Here is a 24085-nt window from a genome sequence, read left to right as displayed (position 1 = left end):
CCTAGGAGCAGCACGTGTCTGATGAGCCGTCGAACGGCGAGCTTGGGCGGCTCATCCAGTCTCTCCGCGGCGAGATGCGCGAGGACCTGGGGCAGCTCAACGGCCGCCTGGACAAGGTCGTCCCGATGGACGTCTACACCATCGAGAAGACGCAGATGGCCGACCGGGTCACCGCGCTGGAGACACAGCGGGAGAAGGACGCCGAGCGCATCATCGCCACCCGCCGGTGGATGATCGGCGTCGTCATCACCGTGTGCCTGGCCCTGCTCCCCTACCTAGTAGCGATCGTGACGGGGGCCAGGGCATGAGACGGCACAAGGTGACGCCTGGTCGTGGCCGGTCGTGGCGGGGCAACGCGCTCGCCGTCGCGGGCGCGGCTCTGGCCGGCGGGGCTTTCCTCACGGTGCAGGATCTCTCGCATGATCTGCGGGAAGCGAACGAGGCGAGAGACGCGCTGGCCGTACAGGTGGAGCGTCTCGGCGCCAAGCCGGTGGCCGGCCCGCCGGGTAGCCGTGGGCTGCCGGGCGAGGGCATCGTCGGTCCCGCAGGGCCGCAGGGCGAGAGGGGGCCGGTCGGCCCAACCGGGCCCGAGGGGGCGGACGGTGTGGGCGAGCCCGGAGAACCGGGCGCCGCTGGCAAGGACGGGACGAGCGCCGTCGGTGAGCCGGGCCCGGCCGGTCCGCAGGGTGCGCCCGGTCCGGCCGGGCCTCCCGGCGCGGACGGCGCGAACGGGACCAACGGCAAGGACGGTCGCGACGGCCAGACGTGCCCGGCTGGCTACTCGCTCCAACCCACGCCGGCGGATCCTGACGCACTCGTCTGCCGCAGGAACGGCGCGTCCGAGCCGGGCCCTGAGACTCCGCCAAGTAGTTCGAGCCTGCTCGGTCTCCCGGCTGACCGGCGTCAGTATCCATGAACCACCGCGCCCCGCTCTCCTCGATCGAGGAGAGCGGGGCGCTTTCATGCGTCCGGAGTCAGGCGAGACGACGATGGTGAAGGAGCAGGAGGCCAGCAACAGCGACGGCGCTGCGAATCTGTCCGGCGGCCACCAGCTCGGGCACGCGCCGCAGCGGTACCCACTCGCGCCGCGCTGACTCGAAGTCGTCCTCCGGTCGACCGATCTGCTCGGCCTGATCGGACCAGTACACGCGGTGGTGTGACGTTGAGATGCCGGGCTGGGGATCGACCGTGAGCAGCAGTTGCATCGGCCCGGACCGCCACCCGGTCTCCTCCTCGAACTCCCTCGCCGCAGCTGCCGCCGGATCCTCTCCCTCGCCTGTTCCGCCGGACGGGAGTTCCCACCCCCACGCCTTGGTGATGAAGCGGTGTCGCCAGAGGAGAAGCACCTCCTGGTGCTCGTTGACGACAGCCGCCACGGCGACCGGGCGTAGCCGGATGACGGTGTGGTCGAGGTGGCGGCCGTCGGGGAGTTCAACGTCGGCCATCGCGACGCTTACCCACGGGTTCTGGTAGACGGTGCGCTCGCCGAGGTTCTTCCACTCCGACATGATCAGGGCCTCTCGCTGGGGGTGCTCTCATCCCAGCACGCCGGACTACATCGGGATGCGCAGGGTGTCATCGATTCGTCCGACAACGTCGACTGTCACCCGGCTCTGGAGACCGACGAGGGAGCGGCGGACCTTGACGAGCCTGTCCCGTAGACGCTGCGACTCCATGCCCTCCATGGTGTCGAGCATCGTGCTCGCGGTGGCGGCTGCCAGCTCGGCCTCACCGCCGCGCAGTTGGCAGTCCGAGAGGGTCGCCAGGCGGTGCACGCGGCCCCGCTCGTGTGTCTGCACCGCGACGGCTTCAGCCGCGTAGGTCTGCGCCGGTCCCATCTCGCCGAGGCGCATCAACGCGTCTGCCATGTTGGCTTCGAGGAGACCGGCCTGGACGTATCCCGTCTCGGCGGGTTCCTCGTCCCGGCGGATGAGACCGGCCTCGATCTCGGCCAACTTCATGGCCGCGTGGGCCTGCGTCTGGGCGCCCATCCGTGAGTACGCCTTCGCCTGCATCGCGTGCAGGTCGCAGGCCAGAGCGTGCGAGATGTGCGCGCCCGCGGTCCGGAGCCCCGCTTCGGCGAACGCGACCGCCTGCCGGTACTCCCCCATGAACAGCGACTGGTTGACGAGCAGCGCTATCACGTACCCGCCGAACGCCCGGTCGCCCGAGGCTTTCGCGAGCCGTAGCGCCTGGTGAAAGTAGCGCTGCGCGAGGCCCTGCGCGTCGGAGTCGTACGCGCAGATGCCAGCCACGGCGACAAGGCCGCCCACGGCGCGGTGGAGTTCGCGGCCGGTGGCGTCCGTGTAGGACCCGCGCAGGAGGGGGGCAGTCTCCCCGGTCAGGAAGCGCAGCACCCGGTCGCGTGTGGCGACTCCGCCGGCCTTTCGGTACATCTGTTCGTAGTGGCTGCGGGCGGTGCGTAGCGCGTCGACTTCCACGAGACCGACACGCATGGTTCCAGGGCGCGACACGTCCGTGTCGTCCGGCGGGTTCTCCCACTCCCAGACGGGCCCAACGGCGGGCAGGCCGGTGATGACTGGTGCCTGCTGGACGTCGGGCCGTTGCTGGACATCGCCGCGCCACAACGCGGTTGAGCGGTCGATGAAGCCGGCCAGTGGGGTTGATGCCGAGGGTGCTGCCGCGGTGCCCATGCCGATGTCGTCCAGGGAGAGGGGCCGGCCGAGCCGGTCGGTGAGGATCGTGCAGATCAGCTCAGGGACGATGCCGCGCGGGCGTTGGCCCCTGAGCCACCTGATCACTGAACTGTGGTCGTAGGCAGCCGACTTGCCGCGTTCATCGGCTGCCTTGTTGACACGGGCAGCAAGGCCGACGCGGCTCATGCCGGCCTCATCCAAGAGGGCGTCGAGAAGGGTGTTGGGTTCCACGCATATCCCCGATCACTGACTGTGCCCGAGCGTATACGTGTCTGAATCACACAGTGTGTGGAAGCACCAATGAGGCAGGCGCCCTGCACACACTGCCGATCCCGCGATCACAGCGAAACCATCGGGGCATGGACCCAGCGATCCACGCCCCGAGCGCCTCAACAGATCCGGGCGATCCCGCAGCCGAGCTGCCTCCGATCGATTCTCTTACCGAGCGGCAGGTACGCGGTGCCGACTGTGTGAGCTGCGAACAGCCCCTCAGCAACGCAACGGCGATCAGTCTGGGAACCCGGCGGGCGGACGTCTTCGGCATGGCGGTCGACTGGTTCCCGCGGTGCTGCTCGGGGTGTGCGTCATGACGCGCCTGGACTGGCAGTGGCGGGAGCGCGGGAGCGGCGGCTCCCCGTACCGGCAGCGCGTCACCGTGTCCGATGCGCCGGCACCTGTGCCTGGCACTGAGGAGTTGCTGATGCTCGCCAAGCACGAGAGGAGTTGCACCGCCTGCCAGCTGCGGACGGACGGTGCGTATTGCCCGGAGGCCGCTCGCCTGGTCCGCGCGGAGAGGGAGGCACGGAGGTGACGATGTTGAGCCCCGGCCGCACGATGATCGGCCTCAGTCCTCTGTGCTGGACGCTCAAGCCGAAGACGGCGGTGCGGTGCATGCATCTTGACCCGGACCACGATGGTCCCCACAGGAACGAGTACGTGGGCAAGAGCGGAGTCGTCTGGCCGCGTACTCGGTCAGACCGCAAGTGACAGACTCCCCGTTCGTCGTGCGGCGGCGCTGCGACGAGCGGGGGCCCCACGCCCCGGCCGGTGCAACCCCGTCACCGGCCGGGGTTCTCCTCACGGACGAGATCCGCGAGCGGCACGCCGATGGCGTCGGCCAAGCGGAACAGCGTGTCCAGGAGAGGCGAGGCGTGACCCTGCTCGATTCGGTTGTAGTGCCCGTAGTTCACACCCGCGCGGAGCGCGACGGCCTCCTGGGTGAGGCCGGCTTGAATGCGGGCCGCCCGGATACGGTCGCCGACGGCCCGGCGGCGGGACAAGACCCGGTCGGAGGGCGGGGGCGAGTGCGGCACCCGTCTAAGCTCAATGGATCTTGGTCCATTGTCCTTACGGTCAACCGTAATTTATGTGATCTTGGCAGGGGCTGACTCCCTGTTGTGTGCTTCCAGCCGCTGTGACGGCTGGGAGGCGTCGCGGTGCGATCCTCTGCGCGAGGGTGACTTCCACCCAGATGGTGGAGCCGCGGCGCCGGTCTGCCTCGGATCCCTACAACGGGATCCGAGGCAGCTCCGTACGGAGGGGCGATTCTCCGTCGATCTTCCAGAAACTCAGTCCAAGCGCCTTTCCTTAGACTGGTCCCACACCACCAGCCTTTATGCAGGTGAGCACATCGCTAAAGCCCGCACACCTTCTAAGCGCTTGGCCGCAGGTTCGAGTCCTGCCGGGGGCGCAACAGGCATCACGCCGGGCCACGCGCCGTGGACGGCGCCGAAACCGCCGCTTCGAAACGGCGGTTGCGCCGCCCCCACCGCCCCGCCCGCGCCGCCTCGCCCCCGGCCCGGCCCCGGCGTGCGGGCGCCGCTAGCCCGAGGCACCACCGGGGTGACCGCGCGGGACCGCCCCGCCGGGCGTCGGCAGCTCCTTCCCCAGGCGTGCGAGCGGGGAGAACGCCATGAACAGCGGGGACAGCGCCATGCCGACCGCTGTGGCCAGCAGGCCGGTTCGCGGATCCCACCGCCCGGCCAGAAAACCGCCCAGCAGTGAGCCGAGCGGGGTCAGCCCCATGCCGAAGAAATTGATCGTCGCGACCACCCGGCCCTGGACCGGCAGCGGAGTGATCGACTGGCGAACCGCCATCACCGTGACGTCGACCAGCTGACCGAAGGCGCCGAACAGGAAGTTGACCGCCATGAGGAAGGCGACCGTGAGAGCGGTGGAGCCGCGCACGGCCGGGACGCAGAGCATCACACCGTCGGCGAGCACCGCCGACGTCACCAGCACGGGCCCGTGGCCGAACCTCTTCGGCAGCCGCGCCGCCAGTACCGATCCCGCCAGCGCTCCCGGGCCCATGGCCGCGAGCACCAGACCCACGGCCGTAGCGGACAGCCGGAGCTCGCGCGACAGGAAGAGCAGATAGACGGTCATCAGGGCCGCGAAGAAGAAGTGGAAGAGGGCCGAGGCGAGACCCACGGCCCGCAACGAGGGGTCACGGGCGACCAGCCGGAGCCCTTCGGCGATCTGCCGGCGCATCCGGGGGCGCCGTCCGGGAGTGCGGGGCAGCGACTCGCGGTGCCGGATCCGCCGGATCGACAGACAGGACACGCCGAAGAAGAACGCGCCCGCGACGACGGCGATCGGCGCCGTGAGGAGCGATACGAGCACACCGCCGAGCGCCGGTCCCCCGATCTGCGCCGCGGATCTGCTGCCCTCCAGCGCGCTGTTGCCCCGCACCAACTGGTCGCGTCCCACCAGCCGTACGAGGGCGGCCTGGTAGGCCACGTCGAAGAAGACCGTGAGTACGCCGACGAGGAAGGCGAGAACGAGCAGCAGGGGAATGCCCAGCACTCCGAAGAGGAAGGCCACCGGGATCGCGGCCAGTGCCGCCGCCCGGCCGAAGTCCGCCAGCACCATCACGTTGCGGGATCGCCAACGGTCCACCCACACGCCCACGAAGAGCGAGAAGAGGAGGATCGGTATCTGCTGGACTGCGCGGAGGGCGCCGAGCTGGGTGGAGTCGGCGTTGAGCGCCACCACGGCGAGGAGCGGCAGCGTCACCTGGCCGGCCTGGGCGCCGAAGTGGGACGCGGTCTGGCCCGCCCAGAGCCTGCGGAAGTCCCGGTCCCGCCAGAGGCTCGGCGGAGCGGGTGACGCGGGAGACCCGTGAGACGCGGGAAGCGAGGGAGGCGGGGAGGGCGAAGAAGCCGAGGGAGGCGGGGAGGTGGAAGAGGAATCGGATGACGGCACAGCCGGCACGGACGGCACAGGGACCCCTTGAGTCGCCGAGAACGAGATCCACCCAGACAGGGCAGGGAAAGGTTCGCTGTGCCACGGCTCGGAAGGGCGGCACGCGATGACGGGTCGGTCGTGACCTACGACGTCAGCGCGCGCTCGGGCAACCGGGTGCTCCGGGCATCTCAACTCCTCTCGCGGAAGCGGCCTGTTGAAGACTGATCGCCGGTCGGTTCATCGTCAGCCCCAGGTGAGCGGGTCGAGTTGGAGATAGAACCTCTCCCGGTCGCGGTCGAGCACGATGCCGTACCGCTCGGCGAACGCCTCGTCCGCGGAGTTCGCCCGCCCCTCGTCCTCCCAGGTCTCCCGGGAGTTGGCGAGCAGGAGAGCGATGTCCGCGTACGGGTCGGCCGCTCCGAGGCGTCCGAGATCGATGAAACCCGCCACGCCCATCGTCTCCGGGTCGAGGACGATGTTGGGCAGGCACAGGTCCCCGTGGCAGACGACGGTCTCGGTGGCCTCCTGGGCGAGGCGCTGCCCGAGCTGCGGTTGGAGACGCGCGAGCAACGCGTCGGCCGGGGTTCCCCGCCGGTCCTCGGGGAGGAACTCGGGATTGACCGCACCCCGCGCGACGACGTCACGGGCGGTCGCGAACATCTCCGCGAGCCCGCGGGTGAACGGACAGTCCCGCACGGGCAGTTCGTGGAGGCGGCGCACGGCGTCGGCGATCGGCTCCCAGGCGTCCAGCAGCCGCGCGGGCGGCACACGGTCGGCGGTGACCCCCGCGACGGTGCTCGTCACCAGACAGGCCGCGTCGGGGGTGACACGCCAGTCGAGTACGCGCGGACCCGGCACGCCCTGCTCGCCGAGCCAGCCGACACGATCGCGTTCCTCCTCCAGCGAGGCCATGGAGCCGGCCGGAACGCATTTCGCGTACCGCGAGCCGTCCCCGGACCGGAAGACACCGGCCCCGGATTCGCCGCCCTGGACGGGTTCCCACGCGTCACCGTCGTGGCCGCCGTCCAGCAGCGTCCGGAACATCGAATCGATCACGACGGCCACCCTAGCCAGAGCCGCCCGCACCGCACCCGGCATTATTCGCGTGACCACGCCCGCGCCGACGACCGAACACCGCCCAGCCCCGGTTCCCGGAAACGGACCCGGGGACCCGCCGCCGGTACCGCGGCGGCTCAGGCCGTACGAAGCGCGTCCACCGCCATCCCGCGTACACGCTCGTCGCCGACCGCGATCATGTACGAGCCCAGTCGCCGGACCTCCGCGGCCGATGAGCGGTGCAGAACGGTGACGGCGTTCAGCAGAGCCCGCCGTGACGGTTCGACCTCCAGGACCGCCAGGGCGAGTCTCGCGGCGAGGACCCCGTCGACGGAGGCGACCGCGCCCGCCAGATCGACAAGCTGGGTGGCGAGGTCGAAGTGGGGCCGCACCCCGACGATCCCCGTCAGGGAGCCGACCCCCCTGTCCACCGTCTCGCTGATGTCGGCAAGGAGCGACCGGGCCGTCGACTCGTCCACGAGATCCCCGAGTTGGTCCTCGAAGTACTCGGTGTCGGCGATCCTCACCAGCGCGCGGAAAGCGGATTCACGCTGCGCGAGCGTCCCCTTCTCCGCCGCCATGTCCCTGCTGTCGCCCAGGGCCACCGCGAGTTGGGCGAAGGTGCTGTCCACCGAGAACTTCCGGTCGACGAGGATGCCGTACCAGGGAGCGCGCCTGCCGGACACGGCGGCCTCCACGACCGCCATGTATCCGGCGGGCTCTCCCCAGGTCGTCAGGGCCGCGCACGCGAGGAAGCGTTCCCTGTCGGATGCGGCGGAGTCGGTCAGGATCGCGACGAGGCCGGGCACCCGTTCCCGGTGCCGCTCCGGGTGGTCGAGTCCCGCGTAGATGACCTCGCCCGTGTCGGACGTGGGCCGATCTCCGAAATCAGTGCCGAGCAGCTGGTCGAACCCGCCCATCCCGACTTCCCTTCCTGAAGGGCCACCGGGGCTGTTCGCTCACGCCTGCGATTCTCCCGGTCACCGCGCACGCTAGTTCGGGCCCAGGGACAGGGCTCGTGGACCCACTCGTGGACCTAACGGAGTGTCGGACACGGCCCTCGCGCCGACCTTGAACGCGCCTTGCGCAATGGTCGGGCACCCTTACGGGACGGCCGGCCCGGGGGCCGGTGCCGGTCAGGCCCCGAGGGGCCATGCGGCGAAGCCCGCACTCTTCGCGAGCGGCACCAGTTCGTCGAGGCGTCCCGCGCTCAGGCCCGCCACCGGATAGCAGTCGGACTCGATGTCGAGCACCACGAGGGCCGCGCCGACCTCGCGGTAGTGCCGACCGCAGACCTCCAGGAAGTCATGGGTCGTCAACTCCGACTCACCGTCGTCGAACAGCGCCCAGGGATCCACGGACGGGCGCGAGACCAGGCCCCTCAGCCCGAACCGGATCTCGTCCGCGCTCTCCTTCCAGTCGAACTCCGCGAGCAGCTTCTCCTCGTGGAGCGCGTCCACGAGTGCTATCCACGCCAGCCCGGGAAACGGCTCGTCAATGCCTCGATCGTCCAGCCGGTCCGCGTACGTACGCACATAACCGCCGGGGTCCTGGTGGGCGAACCGCACCTGTTCGGCGACGGACGGACGGCCGGGCGCGAGCAGCGACGCCACGGCCGTCAGGGAGGCGAGGACCTCGCCATCGGCGGAACCGGGACCGGGACCGGACATGGATGTGCTCCTTCTGCGGCGAAGGTCGACAAGTCAACAAGTGGAGAGGCGCCAGGTGTTCGGCATCGGGAAAACACCCTGCCACAGGGGTACGACAACGGTCCGCGAGCCGCCGTTACGGTCCGGTGCTCCTCGGAGCACCCGCCGGCTCCGGCGTGCCCGTCACCCGCGTCCCGGGGTGGAACAGCGAGCAGATGAACGCCAGCGCGAGCGCGATGGCCATCCCGTAGAACACCCACTGATTGGCCTGCGCGAAGTCCATCCGGATCGCGTCCATCGACTCGCGCGTGATCCGCGCGACCTCACCGGCGCCCGAGGGCTGACGGGTGTCCGCCTGCCCGGACACGGCCTCCGCGACGCCGCTCGCGGCGTCGCGTGCCTCGTCCGCCGGCAGGCCCTTCGCCCGGAGGGTCTCGGCGACCCGGTCGCCGGTGATGTGCGTCAGCACGGTGCCGAACACGGCAAGGCCCACGCTCGCCGCGAAGTAGCGGATGGTCTGGGTGATTCCGGTGACCTCTCCGTAGGAGGCACCGATCGCACGGTTGACCGCGTCGGTCGCGGCCGGGGAGAGCAGCAGACCGATACCGGCGCCGGCCAGCGCCACGTACGGCCACTGGTCGTGCATCGACAGGTCCGTCAGCTTGGAGGCCCACAGGGCGAACCCGACCGCCCCGATGGCGGTGCCGAGTCTGAGCGCCGGTCCGGCGCCCCGCTTGTCCAGGACGCGTCCGCCCCACTGCGAGGCGATGGCGAAGCCCACGAAGAAGTACAGCAGGAAGAGCGCGGCCTGGTTCGGCGACGCACTCAACGACACCTGCGCGTAGACGGAGGCGAAGAAAAAAACCGGGACGAACGCGAGCATGGCGAAGAACAGCACGGCACAGTCCACGGCGAACGCCCGGTCCCGGAAGACCCGGAGCTTGACGAGCGGGTCCCGGACGCGGAGTTCGAAGCGGCAGAAGACGACCAGGACGAGCAGTCCGCCGACGATGCACGCCCAGGTGGCCGCGCTGCCCCAGCCCCAGGTGGACGCCTGCTGGAAGCCGAGCACGCTCAGTGCCATGCCGCCGGCCACCAGGACGGCGCCGGGCACGTCCAGCCGGTCGCGGCGCGAGATGTTCGGGACACGGGCCATCGCCGTCAGTACGAGGGCGATCACCGCCACGGGGACGTTGACCCAGAAGATCGCCCGCCAGGTCCAGTCGGTGAGCCAGCCGCCGAGCAGCGGCCCCACGGCGGTGAGGGCGCCGGAGAGCCCGAAGAACAGCGCCAGGGCCCTGCCCCGTCTCTCGACCGGGAAGACGTTGATGACGACGGCGAGAGCGGCGGGGAACATCAGCGCGGCACCGAGACCCTGGAAGGCCCGGAAGGTGATGAGCCAGCTCTGCGCGAGGTCCCCGCGCGGCACACACCCGCACAGGACGGAGGAGATCACGAAGACGAGGGTGCCGATCACCATGATCCGGCGGTGACCGGCGATGTCGGCCAGCCGCCCGCCGAAGGCGAAGAACGCCGCCAGCGTCAGCAGATACGCGTTGATCACCCACTGCATCCCGGAGGCCGTGAGCCCCAGTTCGCCGATGATGTCGGGGGCGGCGATGGCGACGATGGTCTGGTCGATGAACGTCATCGACACGGCGAACAGCGTGGCCGCGAGGGCCAGCGTCTGATTCGGCGCGCCCTTCGTACCGAGGGGTGCGCCGGGATTCGGAAGATCGCCTCTTTCTGTCATGGACCGGGATTTTCCCCCGTTCTGCCACATCAGGCGCATTCGGCGCGCGCGACGGGGGGAAGGTCATCGGCGTGGGGGCGCGGCGCGTGAACGTATGTGTAATCGGTGGCGAAGAGGGAATTCGCTCTCAAGGTCCCGCCGCGTTTCCCCCGTCGCGGCGGGGCCGTTCACATCCGCGGAGGTCCGGCGGGGGTCAGGAAGCGCGCGGCCCCGGCCCCTTCGGCACGGCCGGTTCCCCCGTCTCGTCGCCGTTCTCCGGCTGTTCCGGTTCCTCGGGTTCGGGAGAAACCGGCGCGGACGGATCCGGCGCGGACGCGCTCTGCGTGCGCGGCAGTATGTTGGCGACGTAGTCCTCGATCGTCACGTCCAGCCCGACGTCCTTCCCTGCGCTCTCGGACAGGTACCAGCGGTGCTCCAGCACCTCGTGGTAGATCTGCGCCGCCTCCGTCCTGCGGCGCAGCTCCAGCGGCACGGCCCGTACGGTCGGCCGGAACACGTCCCGCACCCAGCGGTGCGCCAGGACCTCCGGACGGGCCCCCAGCGGGTCGCCGGGCGCGTAGTCGTCCTGGCCGGCCATCCAGCTCTCCAGGTCGTTGAGCAGCCGGCGTGCCTGGTTCTCCTCCGCGTCCAGGCCCGTCAGACGCAGCAGCTGGCGCTGATGGTGGCCCGCGTCGACCACCTTGGGAAGAAAGGTGACGGTGTCGCCCATCGGCGAGCGCTCCATCTGCATCTCCGCGACGTCGAAACCCAGTTCGTTCAGTCTGCGGATCCTGCGGTCGATGTAGTGGCGCTTGTCGACCGGGTAGACGGACTCACGCGTCAACTCGTGCCACAGGTCCTCGTAGCGCCGTACGATCGCCGCTCCGAACGGCACCGGGTCGACGGACGGATGGAGCGAGCCGGAGGCTTCCAGGTCCATCAGCTCCCCGGCGATGTTGACGCGCGCCAGCTCGATGTCGTAGTCGCGCTGGCCACGGCTGAGCGTCGGCTGGATCTGACCCGTCTCGGCGTCCACCAGATAGGCCGCGTAGGCCCCGGCGTCCCTCCTGAAGAGGGCGTTGGACAACGAGCAGTCGCCCCATGCGAAGCCGGTCAGATGCAACCTCACCAGGAGGACGGCGAGCGCGTCCATGAGCCGCTTCACGGTGCTCGGGCGCATGGTCGACTCGAACATCGAGCGGTACGGCAGCGAGCCCTTCAGGTGCCGTGTGATGAGCGCGGACTCCAGCGGTCTGCCGTCCGCGTCCACCCGCCCCGTGACCACGGCGACCGGGTCCACCGCGGGTATGCCGAGCCGGTGCAGATCCCTCAGCAGCCCGAACTCGCGCACCGCGGGACGCTCGGCTATCTCCTTGACCGCCAGCACCTCGGACCCGGCGCCTGCGAAACGCACCACATGGCGCGAGATGCCGCGCGGCAGGGCCACCAGGCAGTCGTCGGGCCACTCTTCGAGCGGGATGCCCCAGGGCAGGTCGAGGAGCACGGCCGGCTGCTCCGGGTTGGTCGCGCTGATCTGGAGCGCCATGACGCTGCCTCCGACGTTCGTCTGCTGGTTCCTCGCCGCCGGCGAGTCGGCTCGGTCAGGGCCTGACCTGGATGAGCGCGTGCGTGCCACTCGTACGCCATGCCCGGACGGCGCCGTCCCCCGCGCCCGCGTCCGCGTCGTCGAGCCGCGCCACGGTGCGCGGGTCGAGGCCGACGATCACATCGGACTTCAGGGTACGCAAGGCCGCGACCGGCCCCGGGAAGTGCGCCGTGCGCTCGGCGAACGACGTGGTGGGCGCCCAGAGCCGGTCACCGACGAGACGGCGGTAGTTGAGGTCGCCCTTCACGAGAGTCAGGGCCGCGCCCGCGAACTCCCCTCGCAGGTCGTCGGGCATCGCGCCGTACGGGAGCGGCGCGCAGTAGAAGGCGTGCGTGCGTACGGCGAGCCTCCCGTCGCCCATCGCGGCCCAGAGCCGCTCTCCCGCCTCGCCCGCGCTGCCGGACGCCTGTACGAGACGGCGCGCGCAGCCGACGACATCGGCCGTGGTGGCGTCGGAGACGTAGTACGGATACGGCTTCACGTGCAGCACCACTTCGTCCGCGCGCCCGGTGGTGAGGAGGTGGTCGACGAGGACGAGGTCGGGGATCAGCTCGCGGCCCGCGTTGTCGGCGACGACATGGACGGTCCGTACGGCGCCGGACGCGCGGCCGGCCGGCAGCAGCGCCCAGAGCGCCTCACTGTCGTCCGCGACGAGGGGCGGCGGGTCGTCCTCGGCAGCGGAGGCGGCGGACGAGCCGCCGACGGAGCCGCCGGGGCCCGCGTGGGGGCCGCCGGGCCCGTTCGCCGGGCGCGCCCCGTCCGGCGAACCGGCGGTGAAGCCGAGGTCCGCGCGGTTGCCCCAGAGCGAGCCCTGGAGGCAGGCGGCGGCCCGCTCCTCCACCGGCCGCGGGGAGAGCGCGTCGAGCGCCGCGAGTTCGTCGTCCACGAGTGAGCCGCGCAACTCGGCCCGCTTGAAGGGCTCGAAGGGGTCGATGCCCTGCCACGGCCCGGGAGCGAAGTAGCCGGTCGCTTCGAGGAGCCGGCGGTAGAAGTAGCTCTCGGACCAGAGGAACGGCACGTCGAACCACGAGCGGCCGATGTATTCGCTGCCCCACGCGTCCCACTGGTCACGGTCGTGCGCGTCCGGACCCAGCGGTCCGATCACGCCCTCCGTACAGGAGGCGAGCAGTTGGTCGAGCGCCCGGCGCCGCTCCGGCGGCCACGGGAAGGCGTCGCGCACCCGCCGGACGAGGGCGGGATGGCGCTCGGCCAGGACGCCGTGCGCGAACGAACCGGGCACGCTGCTCACGATCACGGGCGCGTCGTCCACTTCAGGCATGGCTTCCCTGTCCTCCGGTGCCGGTCGTCGTCCGTCGCACCGTACCTCCACGGTTTCGCCGCCCCGGCGTGCCGGTGGGCCGGGTCGGTCCCGGCGGGGATGTACGCGGACCTACTCACGCGCTGTCCGAGTAGCCGCGCGGATACCGGGACCCGTGCTCCGGGCCGACGCTGATGCGCATGACGAAGAACGGGACGAAGAACAGGACCAGGACGACTCGGTGGCGGGACGCGCGGTGGGCGGCCATGCGCGTCCTGCTCTCCACCGTCGGGCGTGCGAGCACCGGTATCCGGATCGGTTACCGGCACGGCTTCGACAGCGGTTCGATGCTGGACTACGTGTATGTCAACAAGGCCGGCGGCTTCCCGGTCGTCGGGCACCTGATCGACCGCGTGTACCTGAACGCGGTCGGGTGGCGGGCCATCCGCGCCCGTCGCGAACTGCTCAAGGACGTCCTCCGTAAGGAGATCGCGCGGCGCGGCGGCACCGGGAGCGGGGGCGGAGGCGGGGTACGCGTACTGGACGTGGCGTCGGGCCCCGGACGGTATCTCCAGGACCTGGTCGCGGAGTACGCGCCCGGCACCCTCCACGTCGAGTGCCGCGACCTGGACCGCGCCGGTCTCGCGCAGGGCCGGCGTCAGGCGGCGGAGCGCGGGCTGACGGGGATCTCGTACGCGGACGGCGACGCGCTCGACCCGGCACCGGCCTCCCCCGCTCCCGACATCGTCGTCGTGTCGGGGCTCTACGAACTGCTGCTGGACGACGCCGTCATCGCCGCGTCCGTCGCGCGACTGCGCGGCATGCTCGCGCCCGGCGGAGTGCTGGTCTTCACGACCCAGACCCGGCACCCTCAGTTGGAGTTCATCGCGAACGTACTGCCGAACCGGGAGGGCGTCCTCTGGGAGATGAAGTGCCGGCCGGTGGAACTGGCCGAACAGTGGGCCGACCGGGCGGGGTTCGCCGAGGTCGCGAGCCGGCGGGAATCCGTGGGACTGTTCACCGTCACGACAGCGAGGCACTGACGATCAGCGCGAACCCGCCGACCGCGAAGGCCGTACGGACGGCGTGGAAGCGGTTCCAGCGGCTCTCGAAGGCCGCGCGGACCGCGCTGTCGGGGTCGGCCAGGGGAGCGGCCCCGGACGACGCGAGGGCGCTGTTGAGCGGGATGTTGCCCCCGACGGTGACGAGGTGGTTGACCACCACGCAGATCAGGCCGGCCAGCAGCAGCCACCACTGGGTGTTCGAGCGGTCGTCGGCGGGGACGGCGAGCGCGGCGACCGGGAACGCCACTTCGGCGAGGAACAGGAGCAGGAACAGCCCGCGCGGGACCTCCTCGTTGATCCGGCGCATGGCCGTCACGAACTCCCCATCCGAGAGCCGGGCCAGCGCGGGCATGATCCCGGTCAGGAAGACGAGCATCATGCCGGCGTAGAGACCGGTGGAGACGACGGCGAGCGCGAGCAGGACGGTGGCCATGCCGCACATCATGACCTGTGGAGTGGGGGTGGCGCGGCCCCGTTCCGCCCGCGGGCGCCGGGCCGCCCGGCGCCGCGCCGCCCCCACCGCTCGCGCCGCGCCACCGGGACCGGCCGCGCCCGGTGCCGCCCGGCCGTAGGTCGTGTCTTCACAGTCCCGCCCGGCCCCGACGCCCGGCGCGGGACCTCGCCGCGTTGTCGGAGTCGGAGTCGGAGTCGGCCGGGTACGCCCCGTACGAGACCGGTCCTCCGCCTCGCGACGCACCGCACCGGCCGCCGCCGGCCCCGCCCTGCGGGCGGACGGCGCTACTTCGGAGACACGACTAGTCCCGGAGGCGGCTCGCCCGGTCGATCGCCTCCGCCAGCTCCTTCACCGACCCGTCCTCCGTGGAATCGGCCAACGTGCGTGCGCGCTCCTCCAGTTCACCGAGACCGGGGGCGCCGGGCAGGGTGCCGTCGCCCGACGAGCCGCCGCGCAGCGACTCGGCGAAGTACGCGGCGACAGCGGTGACCTGGAGCCGCGGCTTCGCGTCGCCCCAGAGCCGTGCGCCGACCGCGCTCGCGCCGACCGAGCCGGAGCGCTCGTGCGGCGCCCGGGTCTCGGGGTCCAGCCAGCGCACCGTCGCCCGCGCCACCTCGCCGCTCGCGCCGGGCCGCAGCCTGACGGCGTACAGCGCCGTCACCGTGTGCCCGGGCCCGACCTCGCCGCCGTCGACCCGGTCGTCGCGGAAGTCCTCGTCCGCGACGGCCCTGTTCTCGTAGCCGATCAGCCGGAACCGTTCGACCGTGTCACTGTCGAACGCCACCTGGGCCTTGGCGTCCCTGGCGCGCAGTTCGACGTTCATGGGGAGCTGGTCGACGAAGACCTTCCTGGCCTGTTCCCGGTCGGAGACATATGTGGTGTGTCCGTCGCCCCTGTCGGCGAGCCGTTCCATCAGGGCGTCGCCGTAGTCGCTTCCGACGCCCACGCCGAAGAGGGTGATGCCGTGCTCACCGCGCGCGCTCCCGATACGTTCGAGGATCGCGTCCGCCTGCGTCTCGCCGGTGTTGGCCAGCGCGTCGGACAGCAGGACGACCCGGTTGGTCGCCCCGCTCCTGCGGCCGTCGACGGCTTCGTCGTAGCCCTTCTCGACGCCCGCCCCGACATTGGTCGAGTCGGAGGGCTCCAGCTCCTCGATCACGTCGTGGATCCGGGCGCGGCTGTCGCCGACGCGGGTCATGGGCAGCCGGGTCTCGGCCTCCCCGCTGAAGGTGACGAGCGCGATCGAGTCGTCGCCGCGCAGCTCGTCCGTAAGGATGCCGAGTGATTCCTTGACGAGGTCCAGGCGGCCGGGCTCGGCCATGGAGCCCGAGGTGTCGATCACGAACGTGAGCGCGGCGGGCGGGCGTTCGCCGTCCTGGTCGGCCTGCCGGGTGGCGAGACCGACGCGCAGGAGTGACCAGTCGTCGTCCGCGCCCGGCGCCGCCGCGCCGTCGACCGTGACGGAGAAGCCGTCTCCTTCGGGCCGTTCGTAGTCCTGGCGGAAGCTGTTGACGAACTCCTCGGGCCGTACGGTGCCGGGGTCCGGCAGCCGCCCGTCGTCGAGGGTGCGGAGCGCGTATCCGTAGGAGGCGGTGTCCACGTCCAGTGCGAAGGTCGACAGGTAGTCCGGTTCCGGTGCGAGATCCCGTTCGCTGTCGTCCTGTTTCTGTTCGCCCTCCCGGCGGTCCTCGCCCTGCTCGGCGCCGTCGGCCGGCGCCGCAGCCCCCGAGCCCCCGGTGGACCCCGGCCCGCCGCCGGGGGCGCTTCCCGCGGCCGGCCTGTCGGCCGCCCCGCTCGCGTCCTGCCGGTTGTCGCCGGAGCAGCCGGTGAGCAGCAGGCCGCCCGCCAGCAGCGCGATCACCGCACCCCGGCATGTCTCTGTGTGGAGCTTCATCTCGGTCCCCCTGGATCGTCGTGACTTGTGGATGTGACGTCCGGGCCGCCCGGCAGGACCGGCACGGCAGGTTGCGGATGAATCTCAATGCGGCAACGGACCATGGGAGTTGTCCGCCCACGCCCCGCTGTTCACGCCGCTTGCGCGCGAACTCGTACGCGCGGCTTCGCCGTTGATGCGTGGATCAACTCCTTTGGCATGGAGTCGCCACTCCCTGAACTGGCACTTGTCACGGTGTGCAGTCTCATGAGTACATGGAGTGGCGTACGGCTCCGAGGGGATGGCGGGGGTGGTCAGCCGTGGCACATGTTCCGGGGTCTGTACTCAACAGGTGGGCCCTGCCGAGACGCGTACTGCGGGGGGAGGCGGTGGAGAGTCTCCGACCGGCCGGCCGGACGGTCCGCGGTACCCATCAAGTGGCGGCCGCGCTGGCCGCGCTCGTCCGTTCCGCGCGTCGCGAACTGCTGACGTTCGACGATCCGGGCCGTTCCCCGGGGAAGGGCCTGCCGTTGCCGTTCCTGGATTTCGCCACCGGGTGCGTCCGCGCGGCCTCGGAACGGGCGGACCCGGTGGCACGTCCCGGCGCCGGGGACGACGCGCGGGAGAGCGCCCGTGACCACATGGGATCCGACGCGGGATCCGATGCCGCGACCACTGCGCTGCCAGCCCACCCGCTCACGGTCCGCCGGATCGTGCCGCGCCGCAGCCTGGCGGGGCTGCCCCACACGCTGCGGGCTCTCGCCCGTGGCGCACGGCAGACGGAGACGATCCCGTTCAAGATGGTCCTCGTGGACCGCACGACGGCCGCGCTCCCCCTCGATCTGGACCTCCACTTCAACGGGGTTCTGCTGATCCGGGACCCGGTGGTGGTCGGGGCCCTGGTCCGTATCCATCAGCACTGGTGGGACAGTGGCGAGGAGCTGACCGTGCGGCCGGACCCGGTGGCGGGCGCGCCGTCGGGCCGGTCGACGCGCCCGCCGCCTGCCGACGCGGAGGCGGGGCCCGGTTCCGGGGCCAGGTCCGGAGCCGGACCGGCCGCCCTTCCCCGTCAGTTACGGTCCGTGCTCGACGCCATGCTGTGCGGGCTCACCGACGAGGCGGCGGCGGCGCGGCTCGGTATGTCGCCCCGGACCTACAGCAGGCGGGTCGGTGAGCTGCTCACCGCCCTCGGCACGACGAGCCGCTTCCGCGCGGGGGCGGAAGCGGCTCGCCGGGGCTGGGTGTGAACGCGCCGCGCGCGTCGGCCCACGGTGTCGGGCCGGCCGCTCGGCGGGAGGGCTCAGCTCACGATGTCCTTCCGGGCGAAGTTCCTGAAGGCGAGCGCGAACAGCACCAGTGCGTAGGTCACCGAGATCGCCGAGCCCTTCAGCATGCCGCTCCACTCCAGCTGCGGCTGGAGCGCGTCCGCCCAGGCGTACTGCCAGTGCGCGGGCAGGAAGTCACGCCAGGTCCCCAGCGCCGTCACCTGGTCCAGGACGTTGCCGATGATCGTCAGCCCGACGGCGCCGCCGACCGCTCCGAGCGGGGCGTCGGTCTTCGTGGAGAGCCAGAAGGCGAGGCCCGCCGTGACCAGTTGGGAGACGAAGATGAAGCCGACGACGAGGGCGAGCCGGGGGACGGTGTCGGCCGTGCCCAGCGATCCTCCGGTGGGCAGTTCCAGAGCGCCCCAGCCATAGGCGGCCGTGCCCGCCGCCAGTGCGACGACCGGCAGCAGCACCATCGCGGCCAGGCTCATGGAGAGCGCCACCGCCAGCTTGCTCCACAGCAGGCGGGCGCGCGGTACGGGCGCGGCGAGCAGATAGCGCAGGGAGGACCAGCTCGCCTCGGAGGCCACGGTGTCCCCGCAGAACAGCGCGACGGGGACGACCAGCAGGAAGCCCGCCGAGACGAAGAGGCAGGTGGCGGCGAAGTTGGCCCCGGACGCGGTGGCGGTGTCCATCAGGTTCAGCCGGCTGCCGCCCCCGCCGTCGCCGTCCTCGTCGGCTCCCGGGGTCCCGCCGATGGCGAAGGCCACGATCAGCACGAAGGGCAGGACGGCCAGGATCCCGCCCATCGCCATCGTGCGCCTGCGCTTGAGCTGTCGTACGAGCTCGACACGGAACGGGAGGGTGCGGCCCGCACGGTAGCCGGGAGCCGTTTCGGTCAGCGCGCTCATGCGGAGGCTCCTGAGATGAGGGTGAGGAAGGCGTCCTCCAGGCGGCGGTGCGGTCCGACGCCGAGCAGCGTCACGTCCATCCGGATCAGTTCGGTGACAAGGGTGTTGGTGCCGGCACCGTCGAGCCGTACGAGCAGCCCCTCGTCCGTACGGATCGCGGATCCGATGCCGGGCATCGCGGCGATCTTGTCCACGACCTGTTCGGGCACCTGTCCGGCCGTGGTGACGAGCACGGTGTCACCGGATCCGGTGATCTCGGCGACGGGACCTGCCTGGACGAGCCGGCCCCGGTCCATGACCACCAGATGCGTACAGGTCTGCTCGACCTCGGAGAGGAGGTGGCTGGAGACGATGACGGTCCGGCCTTCGGCCGCGTAACGGATCATCACGTCACGCATCTCGCGGATCTGCGGCGGGTCGAGGCCGTTGGTCGGCTCGTCCAGGATGAGCAGGTCCGGCAGGCCGAGCATGGCCTGCGCTATGGCGAGGCGCTGCCGCATGCCCTGGGAGTAGGTGCGCACCGCGCGGGCGAGCGCGTCGCCGAGGCCGGCGATCTCCAGGGCCTGCTCGATGTGCGAGTCCTCGGCGGGGCGGCCGGTGGCCCGCCAGTACAGCTCCAGGTTGTCCCGTCCGGACAGGTGTGGCAGGAACCCCGCCCCTTCGACGAAGGACCCGACGTGGGAGAGGACGGGTGCGCCGGGCCTGATGGCGTGCCCGAAGACCCGGATGTCTCCGGCGTCGGGGGTGATGAGACCCATCAGCATGCGCAGGGTCGTGGTCTTGCCCGCGCCGTTCGGGCCGAGGAGTCCGAGCACCTGGCCCTTCTCGACACGGAAGGACAGGTCCCGCACGGCGTAGCGGTCGGTGGACTTGGCGTAGCGCTTCGACAGGTCGGTGATCTGGAGGGGTACGTCGGCGAGTTCCGGATCGGGCGCCGGCGCGCTGACCCTGCGGCGTGCGGTGAGCAGCAGTGCGGCGGCGATCAGCGCACCGGCCAGCGGCAGACCCCAGACCCACCAGGCGAGGGTGGGCGCGGCGGTGCTGAGCGCGGGCGCGGTGGGTACGGACAGGTCGCCGTCGACGGTGACGGTGTAGGTGGCCGGGGTGGCGGGTGAGGCGTAGGCGAGGTCGGTCGCGGCGAGGACGAGGCGCAGCCGGTGTCCGGCCTCCACCTTGTGGTCGATGGCCGGCAGGGTCAGTTCGACGGTCTTGCCCTCGCCCGCCTTGGCTCCCTCGACCCGTACGGGGGAGACGAGCTGGGAGGGCAGTACCTGCTGGCGGCCGTCGGGGCCCACGTCGTAGACCTTGCCGAAGAGGACGGCGTCGTCGCTGTCGGACTTGACGGTGACCCGGACGGTCGGTGAGCCCGTCACCTGGAGCGATGTGTCGAGCGGCCGGGAGTCGAAGCGCGCGAACTGTCCGGGGAAGTCGAGGGCGAGGCCCAGCCCGAACGAGGACAGCTGGGACAGCCCGCCGCCGACGGCCGGGACGGTGGAGATGGCGGGCGGGTTCGCGCCGGCGGGATTGTCGAACGACTGCTCCCGCCCGGTGAGGGGGATGTCCGTCATCCCGCTCCGCAGCCCGGGGTAGCTGTCGCTGGTCGCACCGCGCAGCAGTGCGCGGCCGTCGGTGGAGTCGACGCCTCCGGTACGGCTGACGCGGAACCCGGGCCCCGTGTCGACGCTCGTGTCCTTCTTGAGGTGGCGGTCGAACCAGGAGTTGATACGGCTCTCGACCCGGCCGGTCTCGGCGTTCCCGCCGTCGTGGCCGCCGGCCATCCAGTCGACGGCGACAGGTGCGCCGTTGGCCTTGATCGTCTTCGCCATGGCGTCCGACTGGCTGAGCGGGAACAGCGAGTCGGTCTGGCCCTGGATGATCAGCGAGGGGACCTTGATGCGGTCGCCGACCGCGGACGGGCTGCGCTCCGTGAGGAGTTCCCTGGCCGCCGCGTCGGGCTTCCCGGCGACGGCGACCCGCTCGTACATCTCGCAGAGCTGCTTCTCGAAGGTGTCGCAGCCACCGCCGGTGGAGAAGAAGATCCCGGCCCAGAGCTTCTTGAAGACGCCGTCGGGGAAGAGGGAGTCCGCGAGATTCCAGTAGGTGATCACGGGTGCGATCGCGTCGACGCGTGGGTCGTGGCCCGCGCCGAGCAGGGAGACGGCTCCTCCGTAGGAGGCGCCGCTCATGCCGACGCGGGGGTCGCCGTCGCCGTCGAGCTGGACCTCGGGGCGCTCGGCGAGCCAGTCGATCAGCCGGGAGACGTCCTTGACCTCGTGGGCCGGATCGTTGAGTCCGATCGTGCCGGTGGACTCCCCGAACCCCCGTGCCGACCAGGTCAGTACGGCGTATCCGTCGCGGGCGAGCTTCTCGGCCTGGGCCCGTACGTCGTTCTTGCTGCCGCCGAAGCCGTGGCCGAGCAGGACGGCCGGCCTGCGGCGGTCGCCGTCGCCCGCGGTGAAGTACGAGGTGTCGATCCGGGCGCCGGGCATCTCCATCGTCTGGTCGTCTCGGTGCACGGTGGGTGCGCTGTCCGAGGCGACGGCTGTCCAGGTGCCGGCGCCGACGAGCACGGCGGCCGCGGCCAGACCCGCGAGCCACCGTTTGCGCAGCCGTGGCCGTCGGGGGGTTGGGATCTCCATTCTTGAACCCTAAACGGCCTTTCGCTCCGTCCGCGCTGACACCGGTCGGAACTCACAGGCCTCCTTGAGGAGTACGGGGTAGCGTCGCCGTACACCAGCCGTGGTACGGCGGCCACTGTCCCGACGCGCGAGGAGTGACCAGCGACATGACCGGCATGGAGATCCGCCGGGCGACGACGGCCGGCGAACTCGTCGCCGTCCAGCATCTGTACGACAACCCGGCCCGGCCGGAGTGGGCGGAGTGCTTCCTCGCCGCTCCGGGTCATCTGATGCTGATCGCCTATGTCGAAGGCGTCCCGGCCGGATTTGTCTCCGGTATCGAGATGCTGCATCCGGACAAAGGCGTTGAAATGTGTCTGTACGAACTGTCCGTGGACGAGCCGTACCGTCGCCGGGGCATCGGCAGGGCGCTGACCGAGGCGCTCGCGGGGATCGCGCGTGAGCGCGGCTGCTACGACCTATGGGTGGGGGCGGACACCGACAACGACCCGGCGCTGGCGACGTACCGCGCGGCCGGGGCACGTGACGAAGGCCACTTCGCCATGCTGACCTGGGAGTTCAACACCCCCTAGACGTGCCGGCCCCCAGGGTGTTCACGGCCATTCGGCGGTGACGAGCCACAGACGGCTGGTCAGCCGTACGCCCTGCCGGGTCTCGAAGGCGTGGAACGCCTCCGTGGCGGCGTCGTGGGCGCGTGTACGGGTCCGCTCGTCGGCCTTCGCGAGGGCCAGCCAGTGCTGAAGCGGCCCCCATCCCATCAGGAAGGCGGAGGCGTCCGAGGCGTCCTTGCCCCAGTGCTGGCTCAGTGCGAGGGATCGCAGGCCGATGCCCTTGAAGCCCGCCGCGCTCAGCACCCGCTCGGTGTGCGCGGGGTCCGCGAAGGAGGCGGGCTGGTGCTTGCTGTCCTCGTTGAGCGGCGGGAGCGTGACCTGGGTGCCGATGGCCGCGAAGATCACCGCCTGGTCCATGAGGCTGAACGACTGCGGGCAGACGAAGGCGAGCCGCCCACCGGGCCGTAACGCGCGTCCGATGTTGCGGAACGCGGCGGCGGGGTCGGCGAAGAACATCACGCCGAAGCGGCTCACGGCGATGTCGAAGGCCCCCTCCTCGAAGTCGTGCACCTGCGCGTCGCCCTGGACGAACGTGGCGTCCTCGATCTTCTCCGCCACCGCCGACGCTCTGGCGCGCGCCAGCATCGGTAAGGACAGGTCGATCCCCAGGGCACGGGCCCCGCGAAGCGCGGCGAGCCGCGTCACCCGGCCGTTTCCGCATCCGATGTCCAGAACGCGGTCACCCTCCTTTATCCCCGCGGCTTCGAGCAGCGGGGCATTGGCGGCGTCGTTCAGATGGTCGTACCGATCCTGGTGTTCCGCCCAGTGCCTGCCCTCGTAGCCGTTCCACGCCTCGGTCTGGGCTGAATTCACCATGTCCGTCATGCCGTCCATACTGCCGCTCCTCCCGTCTTGGGCCCAGGGCATGGCGAGAACTCGACGCGCGCGGCGAACCTGTTTCACGAAGGGTGTTCGTGCGGCGCTCGAATACGGCGGGCCGCGGGGGCGACTCGCTGCTCTGCGCCGATGGACCCTCCGCCGCCTAGAGTGCGGGGCGGCCCGGTTTGCACTGTGCGGGCCTGGAATCCGAGAGGGAGACCGTCGTGAAGACCTTCACCATGCCCGGCACCGACATCCTCGCCCCGAACGTCGTACTCGGTCTGATGCGTATCGCCGACAAGACGGACGACGAGATCCGCGGACTCGTTCGCACCGCGCGTGACGCGGGCATCGACTTCGTGGACCACGCCGACGTCTACGGCGGCGAACTGCACGGTTGTGAACGCCGCTTCGCCGAGGCCATGGCGCTGACCCCGTCGCAGCGCGACGAGATCACGATCCAGACCAAGGCGGGGATCGTCACGGACGGGCCGTACTACGACTTCTCCTACGAACACATCGTCAAATCGGTCGAGGGCTCACTCGAAGCCCTGCGGACCGACCGCATCGACATCCTGCTGCTGCACCGCCCCGACGCGCTCGTGGAACCCGAAGAGGTCGCCCGCGCCTTCGACGCTCTCGAATCGTCGGGAAAGGTCCGCGCCTTCGGTGTCTCGAACCAGACCCCACGTCAGATCGAACTGCTGCGCAGGTACGTGCGTCAGCCCATCGTTGCCAACCAGCTCCAGCTCTCGATCACCCACCAGCCGATCATCGCTCAGGGCGTCGCCGCGAACATGCTCGCGGAGCAGCAGGCGGCCACCCTCGACGGCGGCGGGATCGTCGACTACTGCCGGCTGAACGACATCACCATCCAGGCGTGGTCCCCGTTCCAGGCGGGTTTCTTCACCGGCGTCTTCCTCGGCTCGCCGGACTACCCCGAGCTGAACGCGGTCATCGACCGTCTCGCCGCCCGTTACGACGTCCCCGCCATCGCGATCGCGACCGCCTGGATCACCCGCCACCCCGCTCGGATGCAGGTCGTCCTCGGCACCACCAGCCCGGAGCGCGTCACGGGCGCCGCCCAGGGCTCCGAACTCCCGCTCACCCGGGCCGAGTGGTACGAACTGTTCCGCGCCGCGGGCCACCTCGTTCCCTGAACCCGGCGCCGGGGAGACGGCCGCCCCGTGGGGGGGGGGGGGGGGGGGGAGGGGGGGGGGGGGGGGGGGCGGGGGGGGGGGGGGGGGGGGGTGGGGGGGGGGGGGGGGGGGTGTCGTAGGTGGATGCGATGGCCGTGTCCGGGTG

At 71.0% G+C, this 24085-nt stretch carries 21 protein-coding genes; 5 read left to right on the top strand and 16 right to left on the bottom strand.

Annotated elements, in window-relative coordinates; all coding sequences use genetic code 11:
• Positions 1-14 precede the first annotated feature (14 nt).
• Complete coding sequence (locus ACZ61E_RS27870; RefSeq protein WP_469702702.1) at positions 15-308, top strand: hypothetical protein; 294 nt, start codon at positions 15-17, stop codon at positions 306-308.
• Between the two features lie 666 nt (positions 309-974).
• Here ACZ61E_RS27870 and ACZ61E_RS27865 read toward each other — a convergent pair.
• The 11 genes from ACZ61E_RS27865 to ACZ61E_RS27815 all read right to left on the bottom strand — a co-directional run bounded on the left by ACZ61E_RS27865 (position 975) and on the right by ACZ61E_RS27815 (position 13412).
• Positions 975-1508, bottom strand: a complete 534-nt coding sequence (locus ACZ61E_RS27865; RefSeq protein ID WP_469702700.1) for an NUDIX domain-containing protein — start codon at positions 1506-1508, stop codon at positions 975-977.
• Positions 1509-1553: 45 nt separating this feature from the next.
• The gene (locus ACZ61E_RS27860) at positions 1554-2888 is read right to left on the bottom strand and encodes a transcriptional regulator (protein WP_469702699.1); all 1335 of its coding nucleotides are present in this window, start codon (positions 2886-2888) and stop codon (positions 1554-1556) included.
• Positions 2889-3715: 827 nt separating this feature from the next.
• Entirely contained in the window at positions 3716-3970 is a 255-nt protein-coding gene (locus tag ACZ61E_RS27855; RefSeq protein ID WP_469702698.1) for a helix-turn-helix domain-containing protein, read from the bottom strand.
• Between the two features lie 508 nt (positions 3971-4478).
• Entirely contained in the window at positions 4479-5861 is a 1383-nt protein-coding gene (locus tag ACZ61E_RS27850) for an MFS transporter (RefSeq protein WP_469702697.1), read from the bottom strand.
• Between the two features lie 225 nt (positions 5862-6086).
• Positions 6087-6887: an APH(3'') family aminoglycoside O-phosphotransferase gene (locus ACZ61E_RS27845; RefSeq protein WP_469702762.1), complete on the bottom strand. Its 801-nt coding sequence runs from the start codon at positions 6885-6887 to the stop codon at positions 6087-6089.
• A gap of 149 nt (positions 6888-7036) precedes the next feature.
• The gene (locus tag ACZ61E_RS27840; protein WP_469702696.1) at positions 7037-7819 is read right to left on the bottom strand and encodes a hypothetical protein; all 783 of its coding nucleotides are present in this window, start codon (positions 7817-7819) and stop codon (positions 7037-7039) included.
• A 216-nt stretch (positions 7820-8035) separates the two neighbouring features.
• The gene (locus tag ACZ61E_RS27835) at positions 8036-8569 is read right to left on the bottom strand and encodes a DUF6630 family protein (protein ID WP_469702695.1); all 534 of its coding nucleotides are present in this window, start codon (positions 8567-8569) and stop codon (positions 8036-8038) included.
• Between the two features lie 115 nt (positions 8570-8684).
• Entirely contained in the window at positions 8685-10301 is a 1617-nt protein-coding gene (locus ACZ61E_RS27830) for an MFS transporter (protein ID WP_469702694.1), read from the bottom strand.
• 193 nt (positions 10302-10494) lie between these two features.
• Entirely contained in the window at positions 10495-11826 is a 1332-nt protein-coding gene (locus tag ACZ61E_RS27825) for a DUF4032 domain-containing protein (RefSeq protein ID WP_469702692.1), read from the bottom strand.
• Positions 11827-11881: 55 nt separating this feature from the next.
• A complete protein-coding gene (locus ACZ61E_RS27820) occupies positions 11882-13165 on the bottom strand; it encodes a damage-control phosphatase ARMT1 family protein (RefSeq protein ID WP_469702691.1) in 1284 nt (427 codons plus the stop codon).
• A gap of 115 nt (positions 13166-13280) precedes the next feature.
• On the bottom strand, positions 13281-13412 hold the full coding sequence (locus ACZ61E_RS27815; RefSeq protein WP_469702690.1) for a hypothetical protein: 132 nt from the start codon (positions 13410-13412) through the stop codon (positions 13281-13283).
• On the opposite strand from ACZ61E_RS27815, the gene ACZ61E_RS27810 reads away from it, so the two are divergent.
• A complete protein-coding gene (locus ACZ61E_RS27810) occupies positions 13411-14187 on the top strand; it encodes a class I SAM-dependent methyltransferase family protein (protein WP_469702689.1) in 777 nt (258 codons plus the stop codon). The two genes, ACZ61E_RS27815 and ACZ61E_RS27810, sit on opposite strands and share 2 nt — an antisense overlap.
• Here ACZ61E_RS27810 and ACZ61E_RS27805 read toward each other — a convergent pair.
• On the bottom strand, positions 14168-14641 hold the full coding sequence (locus ACZ61E_RS27805; protein WP_469702688.1) for an anthrone oxygenase family protein: 474 nt from the start codon (positions 14639-14641) through the stop codon (positions 14168-14170). The genes ACZ61E_RS27810 and ACZ61E_RS27805 overlap by 20 nt on opposite strands.
• A 322-nt stretch (positions 14642-14963) precedes the next feature.
• On the bottom strand, positions 14964-16556 hold the full coding sequence (locus ACZ61E_RS27800) for a vWA domain-containing protein (protein ID WP_469702686.1): 1593 nt from the start codon (positions 16554-16556) through the stop codon (positions 14964-14966).
• A gap of 368 nt (positions 16557-16924) precedes the next feature.
• Here ACZ61E_RS27800 and ACZ61E_RS27795 point away from each other — a divergent pair, with 368 nt between their 5' ends.
• Positions 16925-17782 carry a helix-turn-helix transcriptional regulator gene (locus tag ACZ61E_RS27795; protein ID WP_469702685.1) on the top strand — a complete coding sequence of 286 codons (858 nt, stop codon included), beginning with the start codon at positions 16925-16927 and terminating at the stop codon, positions 17780-17782.
• Positions 17783-17835: 53 nt separating this feature from the next.
• Here ACZ61E_RS27795 and ACZ61E_RS27790 read toward each other — a convergent pair whose 3' ends face one another.
• Both ACZ61E_RS27790 and ACZ61E_RS27785 read right to left on the bottom strand, forming a co-directional pair.
• A complete protein-coding gene (locus ACZ61E_RS27790) occupies positions 17836-18711 on the bottom strand; it encodes an ABC transporter permease (RefSeq protein ID WP_469702683.1) in 876 nt (291 codons plus the stop codon).
• On the bottom strand, positions 18708-21350 hold the full coding sequence (locus tag ACZ61E_RS27785; protein WP_469702682.1) for an alpha/beta fold hydrolase: 2643 nt from the start codon (positions 21348-21350) through the stop codon (positions 18708-18710). Before ACZ61E_RS27785 ends, ACZ61E_RS27790 begins: the two co-directional genes overlap by 4 nt.
• A 155-nt stretch (positions 21351-21505) precedes the next feature.
• On the opposite strand from ACZ61E_RS27785, the gene ACZ61E_RS27780 reads away from it, so the two are divergent.
• Entirely contained in the window at positions 21506-21922 is a 417-nt protein-coding gene (locus tag ACZ61E_RS27780; protein WP_469702761.1) for a GNAT family N-acetyltransferase, read from the top strand.
• A gap of 21 nt (positions 21923-21943) precedes the next feature.
• On the opposite strand, the gene ACZ61E_RS27775 is transcribed toward ACZ61E_RS27780, so the two are convergent.
• Positions 21944-22795: a class I SAM-dependent methyltransferase gene (locus ACZ61E_RS27775; protein WP_469702680.1), complete on the bottom strand. Its 852-nt coding sequence runs from the start codon at positions 22793-22795 to the stop codon at positions 21944-21946.
• Between the two features lie 209 nt (positions 22796-23004).
• Between ACZ61E_RS27775 and ACZ61E_RS27770 the strand changes: the two genes are divergently transcribed.
• Complete coding sequence (locus ACZ61E_RS27770; protein WP_469702678.1) at positions 23005-23940, top strand: aldo/keto reductase; 936 nt, start codon at positions 23005-23007, stop codon at positions 23938-23940.
• Positions 23941-24085 lie beyond the last annotated feature (145 nt).

Source organism: Streptomyces sp. NPDC104581 (assembly GCF_055583685.1).
The sequence above is the reverse complement of the archived record's forward strand: the minus strand, read 5'-3'. Positions and strand labels throughout refer to the sequence as shown.

Excerpts from the sequence above, each read along its gene's own strand:
- ACZ61E_RS27810 (WP_469702689.1), top strand. The coding sequence starts at position 13,411 with ATGCGCGTCCTGCTCTCCACCGTCGGGCGTGCGAGCACCGGTATCCGG.
- ACZ61E_RS27775 (WP_469702680.1), bottom strand. The coding sequence starts at position 22,795 with ATGGACGGCATGACGGACATGGTGAATTCAGCCCAGACCGAGGCGTGG.
- ACZ61E_RS27790 (WP_469702683.1), bottom strand. The coding sequence starts at position 18,711 with ATGAGCGCGCTGACCGAAACGGCTCCCGGCTACCGTGCGGGCCGCACC.
- ACZ61E_RS27800 (WP_469702686.1), bottom strand. The coding sequence starts at position 16,556 with ATGAAGCTCCACACAGAGACATGCCGGGGTGCGGTGATCGCGCTGCTG.
- ACZ61E_RS27840 (WP_469702696.1), bottom strand. The coding sequence starts at position 7,819 with ATGGGCGGGTTCGACCAGCTGCTCGGCACTGATTTCGGAGATCGGCCC.
- ACZ61E_RS27830 (WP_469702694.1), bottom strand. The coding sequence starts at position 10,301 with ATGACAGAAAGAGGCGATCTTCCGAATCCCGGCGCACCCCTCGGTACG.
- ACZ61E_RS27820 (WP_469702691.1), bottom strand. The coding sequence starts at position 13,165 with ATGCCTGAAGTGGACGACGCGCCCGTGATCGTGAGCAGCGTGCCCGGT.
- ACZ61E_RS27825 (WP_469702692.1), bottom strand. The coding sequence starts at position 11,826 with ATGGCGCTCCAGATCAGCGCGACCAACCCGGAGCAGCCGGCCGTGCTC.
- ACZ61E_RS27845 (WP_469702762.1), bottom strand. The coding sequence starts at position 6,887 with ATGTTCCGGACGCTGCTGGACGGCGGCCACGACGGTGACGCGTGGGAA.
- ACZ61E_RS27815 (WP_469702690.1), bottom strand. The coding sequence starts at position 13,412 with ATGGCCGCCCACCGCGCGTCCCGCCACCGAGTCGTCCTGGTCCTGTTC.
- ACZ61E_RS27785 (WP_469702682.1), bottom strand. The coding sequence starts at position 21,350 with ATGGAGATCCCAACCCCCCGACGGCCACGGCTGCGCAAACGGTGGCTC.
- ACZ61E_RS27780 (WP_469702761.1), top strand. The coding sequence starts at position 21,506 with ATGGAGATCCGCCGGGCGACGACGGCCGGCGAACTCGTCGCCGTCCAG.
- ACZ61E_RS27805 (WP_469702688.1), bottom strand. The coding sequence starts at position 14,641 with ATGGCCACCGTCCTGCTCGCGCTCGCCGTCGTCTCCACCGGTCTCTAC.
- ACZ61E_RS27835 (WP_469702695.1), bottom strand. The coding sequence starts at position 8,569 with ATGTCCGGTCCCGGTCCCGGTTCCGCCGATGGCGAGGTCCTCGCCTCC.
- ACZ61E_RS27865 (WP_469702700.1), bottom strand. The coding sequence starts at position 1,508 with ATGTCGGAGTGGAAGAACCTCGGCGAGCGCACCGTCTACCAGAACCCG.